Raw genomic sequence first — 17,524 nt, 5'->3', positions numbered from 1 at the left:
GGGGCGAAGGCGTTATCTCTTTAAGTAACCGGATCGGTTGTCAATATATGAACATGGCATCTCCATAGCTGAAAAACCGGTACCTCTCTGTTACTGCATGCTGATAAGCCTGTCTCGTCTTCTCCACCCCCAAGAAAGCGGAAACCAACATCAACAATGAGGACCCCGGCAGGTGAAAATTGGTTATCAAACGGTCAATGGCATTAAAATCGTATCCCGGGTAGATGAAGCAGTCGGTTTCTCCTTGTCCGGCCAGGTAGCCCCGTTCTTTATCGTAGATGGACTCCAGCGTGCGCACCACAGTGGTTCCCACTGCAATGACCCGTCCCCCATTTTGCCGGGCTCTATTGAGCATTTGCGCGGTCTCCGCACTGACCTGGTAGAATTCGCTGTGCATCTTGTGCTGACGTATATCCTCACAACTTACCGGACGGAATGTTCCCAGGCCAACGTGCAGCACCAGAGTGGCCACCTCTATCCCTTTAGCCTGGAGATTCTCCAGCAGGGAGGCTGTAAAATGCAGCCCCGCGGTCGGGGCGGCTGCCGATCCGCTGTGGCGGGCGTAGACGGTCTGGTAACGCTCCGCGTCAAGGGGCTCGTCATGGCGCTCGATGTACGGCGGCAGGGGGATATGCCCTGCCCGGGCTATAAAATCCTGCTCGTCGCAGTTTACTAGCTTAAGCAGCCTTCCGCCGGGCAAATCCAGCTCAGCGGTAATGACGGCTGCAGCGTTTTCGAAACCGGGAAAGAGAATGCGATATCCGGGGCGCAGGCGGCGGGCTGGTTTCACCAAAGCTTCCCATTCTTGACCTTGTTTGCGCAAGAGCAGGATTTCCACCTGCCCGCCACTCTCTTTTACACCCAGCAAACGGGCCGGGATCACCCGGGTATCGTTTAAGACCAGAACATCACCCGGATGGATATAGTCTGCTACATCATGGAAGTGGCGGTCATGCAGAATCCCGCTGCTCCGCTCCACCACCAGCAAGCGCGAGCTGTCGCGGGGCTCCACCGGGTACTGGGCTATCAAATCCGGGGGCAAATGGTATTGGTACTGTTTCAGGTCATAATAGCAGCTGTGTTCGTCGGCTGACAATAGTGTTATCTCCTCTTTCATAGATCAGACCGACCTGGATGCGCCAGCCTGGTCGCCGCCAGTCAATCGTATTATCTCCTCAAAAACAGATTCAGCAAAACAGTCACGATAATGCTCAAAATTATACCGCTGGCCAGAGGGAAATAGAGCGTGAAATTGCCGCGGCGAATCACAAAATCACCTGGAATGCGATACCCGCCCCCACCCAGTTTACTCATCAGCCAGAATCCCACTCCGAGTAAAAGTATTAATATCCCCATGGTAATGAGCAGTCTGGCTATACTATCCATCCCGTTCATGGTGTCACGTCCTCCTTGTTCCGTTTCGCTTGGCGTGCTGGTGACGCGTAGCGTTCTTGCTCACTGTACAGACACCCGCAATATTGCTGCCGGTACAGCCCGGCCTCCCTGGAGCGGCTTACAGTTTCTTTATACTGATCGCGGAAGTCTCGATAAAGGAATGGCACCCCGTATTTCTCTGCTGCTATTTCCCCGGCCTCTTTTATAAAGTGGTGTTTTTGAAAAGGGCTGACCAGGAGTGTGGTGGAAAAATAATCGAATTTGCCCGAGCGGGCCATTTGCGCCGTCTTCTGCAGCCTGATCTGATAGCATAGCAGACAGCGCTTCTGCTCTCGAAAGGTGATGTGGTGAAAATATTCCACTGGATCGTAGTTGGCATCACCAATGATTTTTAGCTCCTGTTGTCGGGCATACTCTTGCAAGGCATCGAAGCGCTGCCGGTATTCGGTGTAAGGGTGGATGTTGGGATTATAAAAAAAGCCCATGACATCAAAACCCTCTTCACGGAGGGCAGGAACAGGTACTGTGGAACACGGTCCACAGCAGGTATGCAGCAGTACTTTAGCCATGCTTAACCCCATTTACTATACTTCAGTGTCGGCGCCGAAAAGGTCGGATTTCCAGGAGGGGCTCACCGGGTATCCCATATGCCGGTAGGCACTTTCGGTAGCCACTCGCCCCCTGGGGGTCTTTTGTATCAACCCTAATTTAATCAGGTAGGGTTCATACACGTCGCTCAAGGTATCGCCTTCTTCAGAGACGACTGCGGCCAGCGTTTCCAAGCCCACTGGTCCGCCCCCGAATTTATTTATCAAGGCTTCCAGTATCATTCTATCCACGTTGTCCAGGCCGCATTCATCTATCTCCAGGCTGTTCAAGGCCATTTTAGCCAGTTTTGCACTAATAACGCCGTCGCCTTTGACCAGCGCAAAATCCCATACCCGGCGCAGCAGGCGGTTGGCGATGCGCGGCGTCCCCCGCGCCCGGCGGGCGATCTCCTCAGCGCCCTGTTTATGAATACTGAGACCCATAATGGCCGCAGCCCGCTCGATGATCAGTAACAAGTCCTGGGTGTTATAGAAATCCAGGCGGCAATTGATGCCGAAACGGTCCCTCAAGGGGGAACTCAAAAGGCCCGGGCGGGTCGTGGCTCCAATCAGGGTGAAAGGCGGCAGGTCCAGGCACAGCGTCCTGGCTCCGGGGCCTTTGCCGATCACAATGTCGATAGCGTAATCCTCCATAGCCGGGTACATGATCTCTTCCACGGTGCGGTTGAGGCGGTGGATCTCATCGATGAACAAAATCTCCCCGGGCTCCAAATTGGTGAGTATGGCGGCCAGATCTCCCGGTCTTTCAATGGCCGGTCCCGAGGTTTTGCGGATCGGCTTGCCGAGTTCATTAGCGATTATGGCAGCCAGGGTGGTTTTGCCCAGGCCCGGCGGCCCGCTTAAAAGGATGTGGTCTATGCTCTCGGCCCGGCCCCGCGCGGCCTCTATAAATACCTGTATGTTATCCTTGACCTTGCTCTGCCCGATATAATCCGCCAGCTTGAGCGGCCGCAAAGTGGTATTCTCCTGATGATCTTCTTCGCCGATAAAGTGAGGCGATATCAAGCGTTCATCCCGCATCTTGTGCCTCCCGCCTATTTCTTCATCCGCTGGGCTTTACTCTTAAGCACCAACTTGACATTCTCGGCCACATTCTGGCCGAGCTGGCCTTGGTTATTTAATTCCAGCAGTTCGGGAAAAACCTCGCTGCGGCTGTATCCCAGTGCCTCCAGAGCCTCAATGGCTTCATTGATGGGCAGAGCAGGTTCGGTATCCAGGGGAGTCAAGGCCAGCTCAGCAGCAACCTTGTCTTTCAATTCGAACATCAGGCGCTGAGCCATTTTCTTGCCCACCCCGGGAATGCGCAACAGGGCTTTTTCATCCTGGCTGGCAATGGCTTTATAAAATTGGGCCGGGTCCATAGTGCCGAGCACATTTAGGGCTGCTTTGGCACCTATGCCGGATACCGATAAAAGCAATCTGAACAGCTCCAGTTCGCCCTGGTCCAGGAATCCATATAGTCTAAATTCATTTTCCGAAACCGCCAGATGGGTATAGAGCATTACCGGTTGTCCCGGCGAGGGCAGTCGGTTAATGGCCCGCTGATGAATATTTATCTCGAAACCCAGGCCGTTTACATCCACTACGGCTTGATCGGTGCCGCTGTCGTGGAGTAGGCCCTTGACGAAAGCGATCATATCGCAAACCCCATTTGTACTTTAATTATTCCTGGCAGGTGATAGATGGGGACAGTCCTTTTTTGTCACCTGTCACCTACCCGAACTGGTCTTAATTATACTTTATATCCATAAATGTCGGTAAGGCGATGGAAGTGCAGATGGCAAATGGCTGCCGCCAGGGCGTCAGCAGCATCGTCAGGTTGAGGCACCTCTTTTAACGACAAAAGCTTCTGCACCATGTATTGTACCTGCTTTTTGTCAGCATTGCCATATCCGGCTACCGCCTGCTTGACCTGCAGAGGAGTGTATTCGCCTATACTAAGGCCGGCCTGGGCGCTGGTCAACAGTATCACTCCACGGCTCTGGGCCACCGTAATAACCGTTTTGGCATTCTTGAAATAATACAGCTGCTCCACCGCCACCGCATCAGGCCTGATGGTGTCGATCAATCCTGCCAATTGGCGATTGATGACCTGCAAGCGCTGCGGCATCTCCATATCCGCAGTGGTGGTGATCAGCCCGTAATCGAGCGCCTTGAGCCGGCCGCTGCGGTATTCTACCGCCCCATATCCGGTGCGGGCGGTTCCCGGATCGAGTCCTAAAACCCTCATAACAATAATTTCCTTACCTTAAGCTACACTTATGATACTTGATATTTGGGGCCAGTGCTATGCATAAATGGCCCAGAAAACAAAGATAAAGGCCAGATAACCGGCCTTAGTCTGCCCAAACTTGTGTTCGGGGGTGTTTACATATATTCGTCGAGGCTCTCTAGTGCATCGTTCAACATAGTTTCGTCTGCAAACTCATAATTCCCGTTGCGGATGGCGGCAATAAGATCTGCAGGCAAGGAGTCGACTCGTATGCTGGTGACCTTCAATAGTTGGTCATGGCTGGCATCAGGGCCTTTATACACTGCAATCCGTCCCTGATATTCCTTGAAACGGGTTTTCTCATATTCCTGTGGACACCAATCATTGACCTGCTGGCGCAGCGTGATGGTGTTGTTGCTTATGCTGATCTGATAACCGTTCTGTTCGTTATAAAGTGCCCGGATTTCATCTATGGTCTTCCCAATCAGTTCCAAGGCATTAGGAAAGTCAGAAATGACTACATGACCGCATTGCTGATATTCCCGTTCATATATCACCTGCGTATTATTGTCCACCCTGCTCTGTACAGGCTGGACCTCGAGCAGTGGTTTACGTTCATTGACCAGTCTATCGAAGGTCTCTCCCCCGGTAACAAAGAACACCAGTCCCAGACTTAGCAGCAGCATAGCTGTCAATAGCACGACGGTCACGGCTTTGTGTTTCACGGTTATCACCTCTTTCGGCTTATTATTGCCAAATTATGCCGATTTATACCCAACAGAGGGATGTTCTTTGTTGGCTTCTAAGCCAACAAAGAACATCCCTCTGTTGGATTCTATTGGATTCTCTGTTGGGTTCTTTAGCTGAGTTTGGCCAGGACCTCATCACTCAGGTTCATATTGGTATACACCCGCTGCACATCATCATGGTCTTCTAAGAGGTCGATCAGTTTAATGATCTTCAAAGCCGTTTCCACGTCATTGATTTCCACCTGGTTTTCAGGGAGCATGTCCAGGTCCGCCTCTGCAACGCTGACCCCTGCCTTTTCCAGGGCTTCTTTGACCTCCAGGAAGTTCTCCACGCTGGTTATGATATCAAATGTGTCCCCTTCGTCGCGCACATCGTCGGCTCCGTATTCCAGGGCTAAGAGTATCAGTTCTTCCTCATCGGGGGCTTTTTCTTTTTCTATGCTGATCAGACCTACCCTCTTGAACATCCAGCTAACACAGCCGGCCTCACCCAGATTGCCATTATGTTTGGAAAACAGATGGCGGATATCCGGCGCCGTGCGATTGCGGTTGTCGGTGGCTATATCCAGCATCACCGCTACCCCGGCAGGGGCGTAGCCTTCATAGCAAAACTCTTCGATGGCCTCGCTCTGAATCTCCCCGGTGCCTTTCTTGATGGCCCGGGTGATATTGTCATTGGGCATATTGATGCTCTTGGCCTTCTGTATGGCCAATTTCAGCTTGGCGTTGCTCTCCGGGTCTCCGCCTCCGCCACTTTTCACTGCAATAGTGATCTCTTTGGCCACTTTGGTGAATTCCTTGCCGCGTTTCTCATCGGATTTGGCTTTCTTGTGTTTGATATTGGCCCATTTTGAATGTCCTGACATAAAAAACCCCCTTACTAACGATTGTTACCATAACCCCGGTATCAGCTTTTTGCTCGTCTTCATATAATCCCTATACTGCTCCCCGAAGTGCTTCTGCATGAAGGCTTCTTCAAGGTTGATACGATAGATCAACAGGGGTAGGATACCTAAAACGGTGATAAGCAAGGCTCCCCAGGAGCTAAATATCAAATCGATGCCGATCAGGCTGATAAAAACCCCCAGGTAGAGAGGGTGCCGCACCGACCGGTAAGGACCGCTGGTGACCAATTGATGCCCCTCATAAACCGCGATGCGAGGGTTAAAATATTTGCCGATAGCCCTTAAACCCCACCCCCGATAGAAGCATGAGAAAAGGAACAGAGCCATGCCGACATAAATGATGCCTGGCTCCAGAGCATAAATGCGGGTCCAGTGAGTAGAGACAAAATCTATGGCCGCGTAAAACAGCGCGATCATGGACGCCAACTGCAGGTAGGCGTATGACCATTGATCTTCGTCTTCGGTTACAAATACATCCGGGTCTTGGTATAAGACCGTTTCAGATATGATGGTCCAGATGAAGTAAATGCCCACGAACGATGTTATGACATTAAAATCAAATCGGGGCAGGCGCCCGCTCAATACATAATTGTTAGCCACATAAGCTACATACAGAAATACCAAGACCGCCAGCGTGATACGGATCAATACGCTCTTTTGCCTGGAATTCAAAACACCATCCCTTTCTGATCCCCTGTTGATATTAGCCCTGGTTTACTGCTTTAACCGGTCAGGAAGCACCGCCACCTTGGGCAAATGCTGTTTATGCTGGTTGGCTTTCATCATCGCCTCGATTCTGGCGATAACTTCTGCATCACCCTGACCGCTGCTCAGGTAGGCATCCAATTGCTGGTAGGTGAAGCCCATCTCGGCCTCATCGGTCTGTCCCACCCATAGGCCGCCTGAAGGAGGCTTGTTGATGATTAGATCCGGCACCTGTAAATAACGGGCCAGAGCATAAACATCCTGTTTGAGAAGATCGCCTAAGATCTGCAGATCGACTGCATTATCCCCATGCTTGGTGCTGTAGCCCACACTGATCTCACTCTTGTTGCTGGTACCTACCACCAGGTAATTCCTGGCCTGGGCTGCATAGTACAGGGTCAACATACGCAGGCGCGGTTTCATATTGGCTTTTAAGAGCCGTCCCGAATCAGCATCCACCTTTAAGTAGGCTTCAAATTGAGCTACCAGGAGGAGATAAGGATTGTCCAGATCCACGATCTGATAAGGGATGTCATTTTGCTCGGCCAGCAACTGGCCATGCCACAGGTCGGTCAGATCGCTTTCACAGGGCAGCAGCAAAGCCTGCATATTTTCGGGGAAGGCCTTTTTGGCTATTAAAGCCGCCACTGCAGAATCGACCCCGCCGCTTACCCCCATCACCACTCCGGATTTCCCGGCTGCTGCCACTTCAGACTGCAGCCACTCTACCAGATAGTCTACCACTGCCTCTGGGTTCATGGTTTTACACCCCTTTAAGAAGTACTGCATGCTTCCATTAAAGGCCTGCAGGCCTTGACCCGATTGGATTCACTGTGCCAGCGGCTGTTGTCGACATGCCTTTACGGCCCATGTTGGCCAATACCAGCTCTCGATGTCGATTTTAACAGAATTGTAATAACAAATACAGAATTCCACACTCTTATGCTGAATCCTGCCCACTCCGGTATTCACCGTTTTATAATCATTCCGGTCTTTTAACCCGGCATTAAGACGGTTCAGTCCGCTTAAGCGGCACTATCTCCATCTCGCCCCAGGCTGCCAGCTGATCGCCTTTTATAGCCAAAACTCCAGTTACTCCGGGTATATCCCGAGCAAAATCGATGGCCTTGACCAGTTCGGCCTTGCTGCTAACCATGTTGCCGGCCCCGGTAGCAACTGCATCAGCCAGGGCTGCAGAGGTGGCTTTGATGACTACTGCATCGGCTCTTCCCAGGCTCAGACTATGTCCCACCGTCCCTGAAGAGGTGCAGATACCCAAACCTTGACTACTGACGGGAATCTTTATACCAATACGATAACTGAAATCAGACTCACCTGCAAATACTGCCACAACCCTTTCCACACTGCTCTTTAAGTAGATGTCTCCGCCATTTTCTACCACTACTTCCTGGCAGCGCTCTGTAAGCTTCTCACCCACCATCTCAGCGATAGTCCCAGCTACCGCTGCCATTGGCCCGACCCGGGCCAGGTGTGCGGCCCGGCTCATCCTTTTGGCGATCTCCGGCGCATCACTGCGCAGTTTTATGGGCAGCAGAGTAGTCTGAAAAAGGGGCTGCAGTTTGATATATTCTTCCAACTCACTGCGCAGCTTAATCAGCTGGTTTCTGCATAAAGACATGAGGCTATCAAGGTAGCTCTGTTCGTCTACCCCGATAGCCAAGTCGCTCTGTTTGACCTGCACGGTAAAATAGTGCAGATTGTGTCCTTCGTGCCAGGCGCGGTAGTCCCGCTGTACATATCCCCGCTGACGCTTCATCTGGACTTAAACCGCCTCCTTGACTTCAAAGTGCAGTTTGATGGCCAGGGTGGGACAGCAGTCCAGACACATGCCACAAACCACACAGCGGGAGTTGTCGAAGGAGACGATCATGCTATCTCTTTCAATGGCCAGGGCCTGAGTAGGACAGAAGGATGCACAGGCGCCGCATTGGATGCATAATTCATCATGCCAGACCACCGTCTGGCTTAAGGGCTCTACGATAACCCCCAGGTTTTTCAGAAATTTTATGCCAGCCTCATAGCAGTCTTTTTCCCCTTCCAATTCAACCACCAGATAGCCTTCTTTTTGCGGATTGATGTCGGCCTTGAGGATATTGACGATCAAGTCGGTATTCTTTATCAACTGGTATATAATGGGCCGTTCTGATTGTGCCGCTGAAAAATACAAAACCACTCTGTTTTTCATTTCCGCTACCTCCTGTTCCTGATCATGGAAATAACCCCATTGGGCTGGCGATCAGGGAGTGATTTGAAATCTATCGGGCTATCCGCTCCGGGCAGACTTGCCACCGGCTGGGTGAGTTCGAATTTTTCGGCCTGTATCCAGGCTTTGAGGATGGCTGCGATCTGTCTAGCCCTCGGATAGCTGGACTGCGGTGTGGTCACTACTTCCTTGCCCTGGATATTTACCCGGCCGCTCTTGAGATCTCTAAAACTGACAAAGCCCAGGTCAGTATGATTGCCATAAGGATAGCCCTGATGGTAATCCACCACCGGCAGGAAAATGTCCTTATCTTCAACCGCTGTATAGCGCAGCATTTCCTCATCCAGGATGGGAATGGGGATGCCCACGCCCACCGCCAGGGTAGGTCCATATCCGAGATAGCTTAAGCCCACCAGCCAGTTGGGGTCCATCTGTTTCAGGTCGCCAATCAGCGACAACGTCCCCGCAGTTACCATGGGAACACCGTTTTCCCCACGCTGCACGTTGGGATGATGCTGGGTGCCGTTCCAAGCCACATAACCTATGCCCCCACCCAGGAAAATGCGGGTGCCGATCCCAGTGGTGCGGTAATGCGGATCATTGAATAAGGGGCTCAGTTGCCCGGAGGTCGAATAAGCCGCATTTCCCATCTTGGGTTTTAAGACCCCCATGTAGGTGTAAATGGTTTTGTCGCCCAGGTTGACCGCGCAGTTATAATTCTGATAAGCGTTGCGCGGATTAAACATGAACGCCTCATTAACATCGGCCAGGGTTATGACTGTATCCACGCTTTTATTGGGATAGCAATCAGTGCCATAGGAAATGGCCTCCAGACGTATCTCCTTGCCGGCCACCAGGTCATGGATGACATGCCCGCCGCCATACATGAACCGGCCCGGATACACTTTATTTTCGGGATCATTCTCCGCCACCTGGGCGGCTCCGATATAGGCATCGACAGCAGCGATGCCGCCGTAGGCCTCGACCCCATTGAGCCATACCTTCTGCATGCGGATGCGTGGTTTAGCGTGGCCAAAATTTATGAATACCCCTGATGAACACATCGGTCCGAAGGTTCCGGTGGTGACTACATCGATTTCCTTGGCCGCTTGGGCATAGCCTTTTTCCGCCACCACATCAATCACTTCTTCAGCGGTAACCACTACGGCTTCCCCCCGGCGGATCTTTTCATTGATTTCTTCATAAGACTTCTTGTAGGTCATGGCTCCTCCCCCTTAGTTTATATCCACCAGCCCGGTGGCAACCGTGATTGCTTTGCGGGCGTCTGCTGCAAATCCATCAGCGCCGATCAAGTCGGCATATTCCTGGGTCAATACTGCTCCTCCCACCATCACCTTGCATCTCAGACCCTGCTCTCGCACCCCGGCGATGACTTCTGCCATGCGCGGCATGGTGGTGGTCATCAGGGCGCTCAACCCGATTATATCAGCCTGGTGGCGTTCAGCCTCTTGCAGAATGGCTGCTGCCGGCACGTCTTTGCCCAGGTCTATCACCTTAAGGCCATAGTTCTCCAACATTATAGCCACGATGTTTTTGCCGATGTCGTGAATATCCCCCTCCACAGTGGCCAACACCACGGTACCCCGGGAATGCAGAGCACCCTCGGTGAGGAGCGGTTTCAAATAACCGAAAGCCTTTTTCATGGTCTCAGCCGCCATCATCAGCTGGGGCAGGAAGTACACCTTTTGATCATAACGCAAACCGGCCTCCTCAATGCCCGGGATGAGATCCTGATTGACCACCGCCATAGGATCGCGGCCGGGCAATGCTTCCTTTAGCAGGTGGATGATGTTCTGCTGATCCCCCTCCAGAACTGCCCGGCCCAACCTGCTCAGGCCCTCCTGGGGAAGTGCTGGCGCACTTTTTTCAGGCACTGGCATACCTTTTTCGGGTGCAGCCGCTATGAGCAGATCGGGTATGTTGCAGCTCTGGCACAGCTGGTGCCTTACTGATGTATTGGCGGATCTCGGCTGGTTTTGATAATGCTCGATATATGCCCCAGCTCCGGGATCCCGGTTCAAGAGCACTGCCGCCGCCCGGGTAGCATCCCGCACTCTGTCGTCGAACGGGTTCATAATGGGCAGATCCAGCCCTGCAGCCCAGGCCATGGCCAGGAAGGTGGAAGTCAGCACTTCTCGCTGCGGCAGCCCGTGGGAAACATTGCTCACCCCCAGGACTGTGCCCACTCCCAGCTCTTGTTTGACCATTTGCATGGTTTTCAGGGTCTCCATGACGCGGGCTTGCTCAGCTCCGGCAGTGGTAACCAGGCAGTCGATATAGATGTCCTGATTCCTTAAGCCGTAAAACCTGGCCCGCTGATATATCTTCCTGGCCAGTTCCAGTCTGTCCTCAGCCTTGGGGGGTATGCCTTTCTCATCCAGGCACAAGCCTAAAACGGCGGCCCCGTATTTTTTAGCCAGGGGCAGGATCACATCCAATTGTTTATCTTCAGCCGTGGTAGAGTTTATCAACGGCCTCCCTACATAGTTCTTGAGCCCGGCCTCAATGGCCGCCGGGCGGGTGGAATCAATCGAAATGGGCCGGTCGACCGCCGCCTGTATCTCTAGGACCGCACGGGTCATAGCCTCAGCTTCGTCAATACCGGGGACCCCCATGTTCACATCCAAAATGGGAGCTCCGCTCTCCACCTGCAGACGGGCCTCCTCCACTACCAGGTTCATCTGCCCGGCCTTGATATCTGCGGCTAGTTTCTTGCGGGCGGTGGGATTGATGCGTTCACCGATAAAGGCCAATTCATTGCTGTCACCGATTAAAACCGCCCGAGAACGTGAAGCCAGGGCTCGGCTGTGAGCTGAGATCCGCTTGACCGGGGCCATACCGCGCAAGGCCGCTGCCATAGCCTGTATATGCTCCGGGGTGGTTCCGCAGCAACCGCCGATGATATTGGCCCCCACCTGGCGCAGGCGCAAGGCCTGTTCGGCCATCTCTTCAGGAGACTCAGGAAACACTGTATTACCATCAACCAGCAACGGCAGCCCGGCATTGGGCTCTACCGATAGGTATATGTCACTCAATTGTCCCATGGCTGCAATGACCGGCAATAACTCCCTGGCTCCGCCAGAACAGTTAGCCCCGATAGCCAGAGGGCTCAGGGCTTCCAGGATATACAGTGCGGTGGCAGCATCGGTGCCCATCATGGTGCGGCCTCCGTTTTCGAAGCTCATATGCGCGATGATGGGCAGCTTAGAGCAGTCCTGCGCGGCTATCACCGCAGCCCGCAGTTCCCCTATGTCAGTCATGGTCTCGATGCAGATGAGATCTGCTCCTGCCTTTTCACAGGCGATGATCTGCTGGGTAAAGACCTTAAACAGGTCATCAAAATCGACTGCACCCATGGGTTTTAAGAGCTGCCCGGTAGGGCCTATGCAAGCTGCCACCAGGGCTTTGCCAGCGCTGGCCTGCCTGGCCACCCGGACCGCCTCTTGATTCAGTTCTGCCACCATATCTTCCAGGCCGTAAGCCTGCAATTTATAGTAATTGGCACCGAAGCTGAAGGTCTCGATGATGTCAGCCCCGGCATTTACATATTGATAATGGATGTCCTCCAGAAGGGCTTCATTCTGTATGGCGAACAATTCCGGACACATACCCGGCTGCATACCGTGTTTCTGCAACATGGTGCCCATAGCACCATCCATAATCAAGCATCTCTTTTTCAGTAATGCAGATACATCCCATGCAGCCATTGTTAATCCTCCCTTATATATAAAATCAATGCCAACTCAAAGTAAAAAAACCCTCTAATCGAGAGGGCGTGGAAAGCTCTCTCATCTTTCAGGAGTACTACTCCTGCAGGATTTAGCACCATACCTCCATAAAGGAGGCGGTTGCCGGGTTTCATCGGGCCCGTCCCTCAACCACTCTTGATAAGATTTGAGTATATTAAATTCGATGCTGTCGTCACATACGCAGGCCGTTATTTCGAGCCTTCTTCAGCCTCAGTCTCAGACGGGGCGGTTTGGCCCGCAACTATCGACGGCTGGCTCTCTGCTTTGGGAGGAGCAGCCGGTTCGTCTACTGATTTGATGGCTTCATCAAATTCCTTTTTTATTCCAGTAGTGGCCTTCTTGAACTCGCGAGTAGCCTTGCCTAATGATTTGGCAACTTCAGGGAGCTTGCCCGGCCCGACTACTATCAAGGCCACGACCAGAATCAAGATCAATTCCCAGGGACCGATGTTAAACATCAATACACCTCTGATTCTTTAGTGTTAAAACCTAGGGCTTATCATCTCAGTACATTTTACTTGTCTTTGCTGCGCTTGGCAATGGTTTTTGAGGCCGGCTCTCCGGGCAAGATCAGGTTAATCCCCGGCTGTGCCCATGTTTTATCCGGCCTTAAGGTAAAATGACAATACCAAGACCACCCATAAAAAATCAGGTCGATGAACCCGACCCGATTTTCATTACTGCCGTTAAGTTTTTTAGCGCGTAACTATCTCAGTTCGGTAGGTACAAAGGCATCCACGATTCCTATCACCAGTGCAGCCAGCAGAGCGCCTAAAACCGACACCGATAACCAGTTGGGGATAAGGAATTGAGCGACATAGATAACCACTGCTGCGGTTAAGAAGCCAACCAGCCCTCTGGAGCGCGGCGAGATTTTGTCACCCATTACAGACTCAACGATGTAGCCGATAGCCGCAATAACTAAGGCCGCAATTAAAGCTCCCGTAAAGCCTGCCACTCTGATTCCCGGCAATAGATAAGCAATCAGCAATAGAACGATTGCAGAGACGATAAAGCGTACAATGGTGCCTATCCAATTCCCTTTCATACTGAATCCTCCTTTATTTTAAGATTAAAAGCTTGTTGTGCTAATATATAATTCCCCTCCTGGAAGCGAAAATATGCAGACTTATCGTAATCCACATTGTGCTTGCATTCATATCCAAAGAAGTCAAAAATATAATTATGTAAAAATTCAAAAAGAGGAGTTATGACGGTGTCCAAAGCTAAAGTGAAAGAACGCCGGGCATTAAAAGAAGCAAAAAGAGAAGAGAAAAAGCAAAAGAAATCTCAGCCCCAAAAAACGCCTTTCAAGGAGAGACATGCCAACATATTTAAATATTTCTGGGTAGTATGGTTTACCGGAGTGGTGATTTTCCTGCTTATAGTCCTGTTCCAGCTCTATCAGATGGGCAGACTGGATATTCTGATCCCCAAGCAGAGGTTCTAAGCACACTACAATCGCTGTGCGCTAGGCTTCATAGCGATGCCTGGCCAGATGGGCAACTCGCGCAGTGGCGTTTATCAGATAGGCAGCTTCAGGCTGTTTAGGGTAAGGCATAGGATCATAATGAGCGCTTTTCAAACGCTTGACAGTGTTTTCCACAGAGCCATGCTCTTCATCGAGGAGAAGGTAGATTTCATCCCGGAGGTTGAGAGTGGCCTGTATGGAGCGCTGGAAAAAGGACTTGACCGTCTCCCTGCCCATCACCACCATTAGATGTCCCTGACAGAGGATCTCGACCGGCAGTGCTGCCAGCCGTTGCAGCGAGTCCAGATATTGCTGAAAATCGGAAACGAATTCACAGTTTAGTACCCCAGACGGGTACAATAGTCCGGCGGCTTCCCCTGCCATGAGGATCCTTTGTAGTGGCATATAATAGCAGAGATGATCGCGGGTGTGGCCAGGCGTCGCCATAATCTCTACCGTAATCCCAGCCCCCAGTTCGATTCTGTCCCCGTCTCGCACCTCCAAATCCACCCTGAAACCTTCATAAGGCTGCATTATTAAATCCGAGACCTCAAACTCACCACTTGCGGCCACAACCGCTGCGGTCTCGCGATTCAGTTCACTGATAAGTTTCACCGCGTTAGCCCTGGAATGGATTTGTGTTGTCTGCGCAGAAGCCGCTATCTTTAATCCCGGGAAGGCCTCTTTTAGGTAGGCCGCCGCTCCGCAATGGTCCCAGTGTCCATGGCTGAGAAACAGCATTTGTGGTTGGCGGGGGTTCATAATGGTCCTGATGGCGTTAACGTACACCTTCCCCAAACAGGTAATGCCCCCTTCAAACAGCGCCGCAACAGGCGCGTCGCAAAGGTAGGCGCGAAAACCGCCCGGTCCGAATATATGCAGATTATCTGTTATGGGCCCCGAATCTGTTATGTACATAGCTTATTCTCCCGTAGGTGTCAGAAGGATTCTTTTCCAACCTTTATCAACAGATGAACATGATTGCTCATCAAACAATATGCATGAATTGTATAGCCGCATTTTGCTTTGCACTTCAATATGGTCTGAAGAAATTTTCCATAATCTTCTTCGTCTTCAAATATCGTCTGCCGGTTTATTCCTCTCATCATTACATGATAGATTCCGCTACTACTTTTTTGCCGGGCCTTTCTTGGCATAAAAACACACCTGATTAAGGCTAGCCTTAGATTGATAATATTGTCAACAACCCCGTCCCCTTGACATTTGCTAATTATTAGGCGAATCCGGGTTGTTTATGGTAATATTTGGGTATACACTGCAGATTGCAATCAGTCCAAAGGGGTTTTTGTATGCTGGCAAGCGTGAATACCCTGGTGATAGCCGGTGTCGATGCCTTACCGGTGAAGGTGGAGTGCGACATTCACTCCGGGTTGCCGGCCTTCGATGTGGTTGGTCTGGCCTCGACCGCCATTAAAGAGGCCCGGGAGAGGGTCAGAGCCGCTATCAAGAATGCCGGCTACAAGTTCCCCAACCAGCGTTTGACAGTCAATCTGGCTCCTGCTGATATTAGAAAAGAAGGCAGCCATTTTGACCTGGCCATTGCGGTCGGCATTCTGGCAGCGTCAGGGCAACTGGATTTGCCCTGCTCAGAACCGGTTTTTCTGGCCGGCGAACTGTCCCTGGACGGCAGCTTGCGCCCCGTTCCGGGTATACTGCCCATGTCCTTGAGCCTGGCCAAAGAGGTGCCCGGTACAGCTTTTGTGGTGCCGGACAGCAATAAAGTCGAAGCTGCCGTGGTTGACGGCATCACCGTGATTGCGGCTGGCGACCTGAAACAGGTCTGCGCTCACCTAGAAGGCACGGCGCTTATCGCTGCCACCCCGCCAATTGATATCGACGTACTGCATGCATCTCGGTTCTGCCCGGATTTTGAGGAAGTGCGCGGGCAGGAAAGCGCCAAACGGGCTCTGCTCACCGCGGCCGCCGGGATGCACAACGTTCTCATGATCGGCCCTCCAGGAGGCGGTAAAACTATGCTGGCACGCCGTTTTCCTGCCATTATGCCTCCCATGAGCCGGGAGGAGATCCTTGACACCACTCGTATTTATTCGGTTGCCGGCCTGCTGAGCACTGACCAGCCCTTGATTCTAAACCGTCCCTTCCGCAGTCCGCATAAGAATGCCTCCGCAGCCAGCATAATCGGAGGCGGCAAGGTGCCCCGCCCCGGTGAGATCAGCTTGGCCCTCAACGGGGTGCTGTTCCTGGACGAATTGCCTGAATTCAATCGCGATGTACTGGAGGCCTTGCGGCAGCCGCTGGAGGACCGCACAGTGACTGTAGCCCGGGCCCAGGCTACCTATACTTATCCGGCCCGCTTCTGCCTGATCGCTTCCATGAATCCCTGCCTGTGCGGCCTTTTGGGAAGCGACCGCGAATGCCACTGTACCCCCCTGCAGGTGCAGCGTTATTTGAGTCGCATCAGCGGCCCGTTATTAGACCGCATGGATATCCATCTGGAAGTGCCTCAGGTGCAATACGAGGATTTGACCGGCCTATCACCCGGCCTTACCACTGCGGAGATGAAAGTGGCTATCGTCGCTGCCCGGGATGTTCAAGCCCGCCGTTTCCGGGACCATCCCGGAATGCTGAATGCAACCATGGGCAGCAGAGAAATAAAGGCCTATTGCCGCCTCGGTGACGAAGCCGACCGAATGTTAAAAATGGCCTTTAAACATCTGCACATGAGTGCCCGGGCTTATGACCGAGTTCTTAAATTGGCGCGCACCATTGCCGACCTGGAGCAGAGTCAGGCAATAAAGCCTCATCACCTCGCTGAAGCCATACAGTATCGCAGCCTGGATCGAAAATATTGGAATCACTGATCTGGAGATTTTATCACTTGGACTGCGCACCCCGGCCGTATAAAATAAGATAAAGTGGTCAGGATTGACTAGAAAGACCGGTGGGGGTGGTGTTATGCCGGAAAAACCGGCATCTGTCTGGGAAAAACATAAAGCTGCTATAGTATTTGGCAGCTTTACCATTCTTTTAGTCGCCATGCTGATTTTTTTCCTGCTAAAGCTGAATCTTGTTCTATAAAATACTATCCGGATGTCATAAAGTATGATAATATGACTAATATGACAATTGCATATAACTCCGAGCCTTTCAGTCTAAAGCTTCGGTTATGAGTGTTAGGCCTGTGGGTATGGCTGGAAACGGTCGTGCCTCCCCGTATTTTTGGAAAGGAGTTTATTGTGCCCTCTTAATCCTGATGGGTGTAATGATTCAATTCAGCCCAGGATTCAGATGTTTGTGATGCCTGGTTCTTCCATGGTGTCAATAAGGCACGGTAGCCATACCTGTACGGGTATGGTTTTTTTATTTCGGTTGCCGGCTCTTGACGAGCTCTAACATATGATCCCATTTTTTTTGTTCCCGCTTACTGCGGGAATCTTCTTTTTTGGGGTTCGCCCAACTGAAGAATGGGGGCGGGCTCCGGTTTGATGAAGTAAAACAAGGTT

21 protein-coding genes and 2 riboswitches are annotated in these 17,524 nt (G+C 51.9%); of the genes, 3 read left to right on the top strand and 18 right to left on the bottom strand.

Annotated features, from left to right (window positions below; all coding sequences use genetic code 11):
* Positions 1 to 40: 40 nt before the first annotated feature.
* The 16 genes from queA to AC15IQ_RS12815 all read right to left on the bottom strand — a co-directional run bounded on the left by queA (position 41) and on the right by AC15IQ_RS12815 (position 13,616).
* The gene (gene queA / locus AC15IQ_RS12890) at positions 41 to 1,117 is read right to left on the bottom strand and encodes a tRNA preQ1(34) S-adenosylmethionine ribosyltransferase-isomerase QueA (RefSeq protein ID WP_483179554.1); all 1,077 of its coding nucleotides are present in this window, start codon (positions 1,115 to 1,117) and stop codon (positions 41 to 43) included.
* 50 nt (positions 1,118 to 1,167) lie between these two features.
* Entirely contained in the window at positions 1,168 to 1,395 is a 228-nt protein-coding gene (locus tag AC15IQ_RS12885) for a DUF2905 domain-containing protein (protein WP_483179553.1), read from the bottom strand.
* The gene (locus tag AC15IQ_RS12880) at positions 1,392 to 1,964 is read right to left on the bottom strand and encodes an epoxyqueuosine reductase QueH (RefSeq protein WP_483179552.1); all 573 of its coding nucleotides are present in this window, start codon (positions 1,962 to 1,964) and stop codon (positions 1,392 to 1,394) included. The genes AC15IQ_RS12885 and AC15IQ_RS12880 overlap by 4 nt, the downstream gene beginning before the upstream one ends.
* Before the next feature lie 15 nt (positions 1,965 to 1,979).
* A complete protein-coding gene (gene ruvB, locus AC15IQ_RS12875; protein ID WP_483179551.1) occupies positions 1,980 to 3,023 on the bottom strand; it encodes a Holliday junction branch migration DNA helicase RuvB in 1,044 nt (347 codons plus the stop codon).
* A gap of 14 nt (positions 3,024 to 3,037) precedes the next feature.
* On the bottom strand, positions 3,038 to 3,640 hold the full coding sequence (ruvA, locus tag AC15IQ_RS12870) for a Holliday junction branch migration protein RuvA (protein ID WP_483179550.1): 603 nt from the start codon (positions 3,638 to 3,640) through the stop codon (positions 3,038 to 3,040).
* Between the two features lie 95 nt (positions 3,641 to 3,735).
* On the bottom strand, positions 3,736 to 4,233 hold the full coding sequence (ruvC, locus tag AC15IQ_RS12865; protein ID WP_483179549.1) for a crossover junction endodeoxyribonuclease RuvC: 498 nt from the start codon (positions 4,231 to 4,233) through the stop codon (positions 3,736 to 3,738).
* A 137-nt stretch (positions 4,234 to 4,370) separates the two neighbouring features.
* Positions 4,371 to 4,940 carry a hypothetical protein gene (locus tag AC15IQ_RS12860; RefSeq protein ID WP_483179548.1) on the bottom strand — a complete coding sequence of 190 codons (570 nt, stop codon included), beginning with the start codon at positions 4,938 to 4,940 and terminating at the stop codon, positions 4,371 to 4,373.
* Positions 4,941 to 5,074: 134 nt separating this feature from the next.
* Entirely contained in the window at positions 5,075 to 5,830 is a 756-nt protein-coding gene (locus AC15IQ_RS12855; RefSeq protein WP_483179547.1) for a YebC/PmpR family DNA-binding transcriptional regulator, read from the bottom strand.
* Between the two features lie 24 nt (positions 5,831 to 5,854).
* The gene (locus AC15IQ_RS12850; RefSeq protein ID WP_483179546.1) at positions 5,855 to 6,541 is read right to left on the bottom strand and encodes a methyltransferase family protein; all 687 of its coding nucleotides are present in this window, start codon (positions 6,539 to 6,541) and stop codon (positions 5,855 to 5,857) included.
* Positions 6,542 to 6,583: 42 nt separating this feature from the next.
* Entirely contained in the window at positions 6,584 to 7,333 is a 750-nt protein-coding gene (gene nadE, locus AC15IQ_RS12845; protein ID WP_483179545.1) for an NAD(+) synthase, read from the bottom strand.
* 247 nt (positions 7,334 to 7,580) lie between these two features.
* Positions 7,581 to 8,351, bottom strand: coding sequence for a UPF0280 family protein (locus AC15IQ_RS12840; RefSeq protein ID WP_483179544.1), 771 nt, complete (start codon positions 8,349 to 8,351; stop codon positions 7,581 to 7,583).
* 6 nt (positions 8,352 to 8,357) lie between these two features.
* Positions 8,358 to 8,780, bottom strand: coding sequence for an NIL domain-containing protein (locus AC15IQ_RS12835; RefSeq protein WP_483179543.1), 423 nt, complete (start codon positions 8,778 to 8,780; stop codon positions 8,358 to 8,360).
* Positions 8,781 to 8,785: 5 nt separating this feature from the next.
* Positions 8,786 to 10,021, bottom strand: coding sequence for a homocysteine biosynthesis protein (locus AC15IQ_RS12830; protein ID WP_483179542.1), 1,236 nt, complete (start codon positions 10,019 to 10,021; stop codon positions 8,786 to 8,788).
* A 12-nt stretch (positions 10,022 to 10,033) separates the two neighbouring features.
* Positions 10,034 to 12,526 (bottom strand): homocysteine S-methyltransferase family protein, encoded by a 2,493-nt coding sequence (locus AC15IQ_RS12825; RefSeq protein ID WP_483179541.1) that lies wholly within the window; start codon positions 12,524 to 12,526, stop codon positions 10,034 to 10,036.
* A gap of 78 nt (positions 12,527 to 12,604) precedes the next feature.
* A riboswitch (SAM riboswitch) is annotated at positions 12,605 to 12,713 on the bottom strand.
* 43 nt (positions 12,714 to 12,756) lie between these two features.
* Positions 12,757 to 13,026 carry a Sec-independent protein translocase protein TatB gene (tatB, locus tag AC15IQ_RS12820; RefSeq protein WP_483179540.1) on the bottom strand — a complete coding sequence of 90 codons (270 nt, stop codon included), beginning with the start codon at positions 13,024 to 13,026 and terminating at the stop codon, positions 12,757 to 12,759.
* A 248-nt stretch (positions 13,027 to 13,274) separates the two neighbouring features.
* A complete protein-coding gene (locus AC15IQ_RS12815; protein WP_483179539.1) occupies positions 13,275 to 13,616 on the bottom strand; it encodes a phage holin family protein in 342 nt (113 codons plus the stop codon).
* A 168-nt stretch (positions 13,617 to 13,784) separates the two neighbouring features.
* On the opposite strand from AC15IQ_RS12815, the gene AC15IQ_RS12810 reads away from it, so the two are divergent.
* Positions 13,785 to 14,018 carry a hypothetical protein gene (locus AC15IQ_RS12810; RefSeq protein WP_483179538.1) on the top strand — a complete coding sequence of 78 codons (234 nt, stop codon included), beginning with the start codon at positions 13,785 to 13,787 and terminating at the stop codon, positions 14,016 to 14,018.
* 21 nt (positions 14,019 to 14,039) lie between these two features.
* Here the strand turns inward: AC15IQ_RS12810 and AC15IQ_RS12805 are convergent, their stop codons facing one another.
* Both AC15IQ_RS12805 and AC15IQ_RS12800 read right to left on the bottom strand, forming a co-directional pair.
* A complete protein-coding gene (locus AC15IQ_RS12805; RefSeq protein WP_483179537.1) occupies positions 14,040 to 14,957 on the bottom strand; it encodes an MBL fold metallo-hydrolase in 918 nt (305 codons plus the stop codon).
* Between the two features lie 20 nt (positions 14,958 to 14,977).
* Positions 14,978 to 15,196, bottom strand: coding sequence for a transposase (locus AC15IQ_RS12800; RefSeq protein WP_483179536.1), 219 nt, complete (start codon positions 15,194 to 15,196; stop codon positions 14,978 to 14,980).
* Between the two features lie 153 nt (positions 15,197 to 15,349).
* On the opposite strand from AC15IQ_RS12800, the gene AC15IQ_RS12795 reads away from it, so the two are divergent.
* Together AC15IQ_RS12795 and AC15IQ_RS12790 are read left to right on the top strand one after the other, a co-directional pair.
* Positions 15,350 to 16,882: a YifB family Mg chelatase-like AAA ATPase gene (locus AC15IQ_RS12795; RefSeq protein WP_483179535.1), complete on the top strand. Its 1,533-nt coding sequence runs from the start codon at positions 15,350 to 15,352 to the stop codon at positions 16,880 to 16,882.
* 94 nt (positions 16,883 to 16,976) lie between these two features.
* Positions 16,977 to 17,099: a hypothetical protein gene (locus tag AC15IQ_RS12790; RefSeq protein ID WP_483179534.1), complete on the top strand. Its 123-nt coding sequence runs from the start codon at positions 16,977 to 16,979 to the stop codon at positions 17,097 to 17,099.
* A 46-nt stretch (positions 17,100 to 17,145) separates the two neighbouring features.
* Positions 17,146 to 17,267, top strand: a riboswitch (molybdenum cofactor riboswitch).
* Positions 17,268 to 17,524: the final 257 nt, after the last annotated feature.

Source organism: Syntrophomonas sp. DTU019 (genome assembly GCA_913757435.1).
In the GTDB taxonomy this organism is placed as follows: domain Bacteria; phylum Bacillota; class Syntrophomonadia; order Syntrophomonadales; family Syntrophomonadaceae; genus DTU019.
Note: the sequence above shows the minus strand (reverse complement) of the source record. Positions and strands in the feature narration are given on the sequence as shown.

Bases quoted from the DNA above. Each gene is read 5' to 3' on its own strand.
- ruvB (WP_483179551.1), bottom strand. From the start codon at position 3,023: ATGCGGGATGAACGCTTGATATCGCCTCACTTTATCGGCGAAGAAGAT.
- AC15IQ_RS12790 (WP_483179534.1), top strand. From the start codon at position 16,977: ATGCCGGAAAAACCGGCATCTGTCTGGGAAAAACATAAAGCTGCTATA.
- AC15IQ_RS12795 (WP_483179535.1), top strand. From the start codon at position 15,350: ATGCTGGCAAGCGTGAATACCCTGGTGATAGCCGGTGTCGATGCCTTA.
- AC15IQ_RS12880 (WP_483179552.1), bottom strand. From the start codon at position 1,964: ATGGCTAAAGTACTGCTGCATACCTGCTGTGGACCGTGTTCCACAGTA.
- ruvC (WP_483179549.1), bottom strand. From the start codon at position 4,233: ATGAGGGTTTTAGGACTCGATCCGGGAACCGCCCGCACCGGATATGGG.
- tatB (WP_483179540.1), bottom strand. From the start codon at position 13,026: ATGTTTAACATCGGTCCCTGGGAATTGATCTTGATTCTGGTCGTGGCC.
- AC15IQ_RS12840 (WP_483179544.1), bottom strand. From the start codon at position 8,351: ATGAAGCGTCAGCGGGGATATGTACAGCGGGACTACCGCGCCTGGCAC.
- AC15IQ_RS12830 (WP_483179542.1), bottom strand. From the start codon at position 10,021: ATGACCTACAAGAAGTCTTATGAAGAAATCAATGAAAAGATCCGCCGG.
- AC15IQ_RS12835 (WP_483179543.1), bottom strand. From the start codon at position 8,780: ATGAAAAACAGAGTGGTTTTGTATTTTTCAGCGGCACAATCAGAACGG.
- AC15IQ_RS12800 (WP_483179536.1), bottom strand. From the start codon at position 15,196: ATGCCAAGAAAGGCCCGGCAAAAAAGTAGTAGCGGAATCTATCATGTA.
- AC15IQ_RS12825 (WP_483179541.1), bottom strand. From the start codon at position 12,526: ATGGCTGCATGGGATGTATCTGCATTACTGAAAAAGAGATGCTTGATT.
- ruvA (WP_483179550.1), bottom strand. From the start codon at position 3,640: ATGATCGCTTTCGTCAAGGGCCTACTCCACGACAGCGGCACCGATCAA.
- queA (WP_483179554.1), bottom strand. From the start codon at position 1,117: ATGAAAGAGGAGATAACACTATTGTCAGCCGACGAACACAGCTGCTAT.
- AC15IQ_RS12855 (WP_483179547.1), bottom strand. From the start codon at position 5,830: ATGTCAGGACATTCAAAATGGGCCAATATCAAACACAAGAAAGCCAAA.
- AC15IQ_RS12815 (WP_483179539.1), bottom strand. From the start codon at position 13,616: ATGAAAGGGAATTGGATAGGCACCATTGTACGCTTTATCGTCTCTGCA.
- nadE (WP_483179545.1), bottom strand. From the start codon at position 7,333: ATGAACCCAGAGGCAGTGGTAGACTATCTGGTAGAGTGGCTGCAGTCT.
- AC15IQ_RS12805 (WP_483179537.1), bottom strand. From the start codon at position 14,957: ATGTACATAACAGATTCGGGGCCCATAACAGATAATCTGCATATATTC.
- AC15IQ_RS12885 (WP_483179553.1), bottom strand. From the start codon at position 1,395: ATGAACGGGATGGATAGTATAGCCAGACTGCTCATTACCATGGGGATA.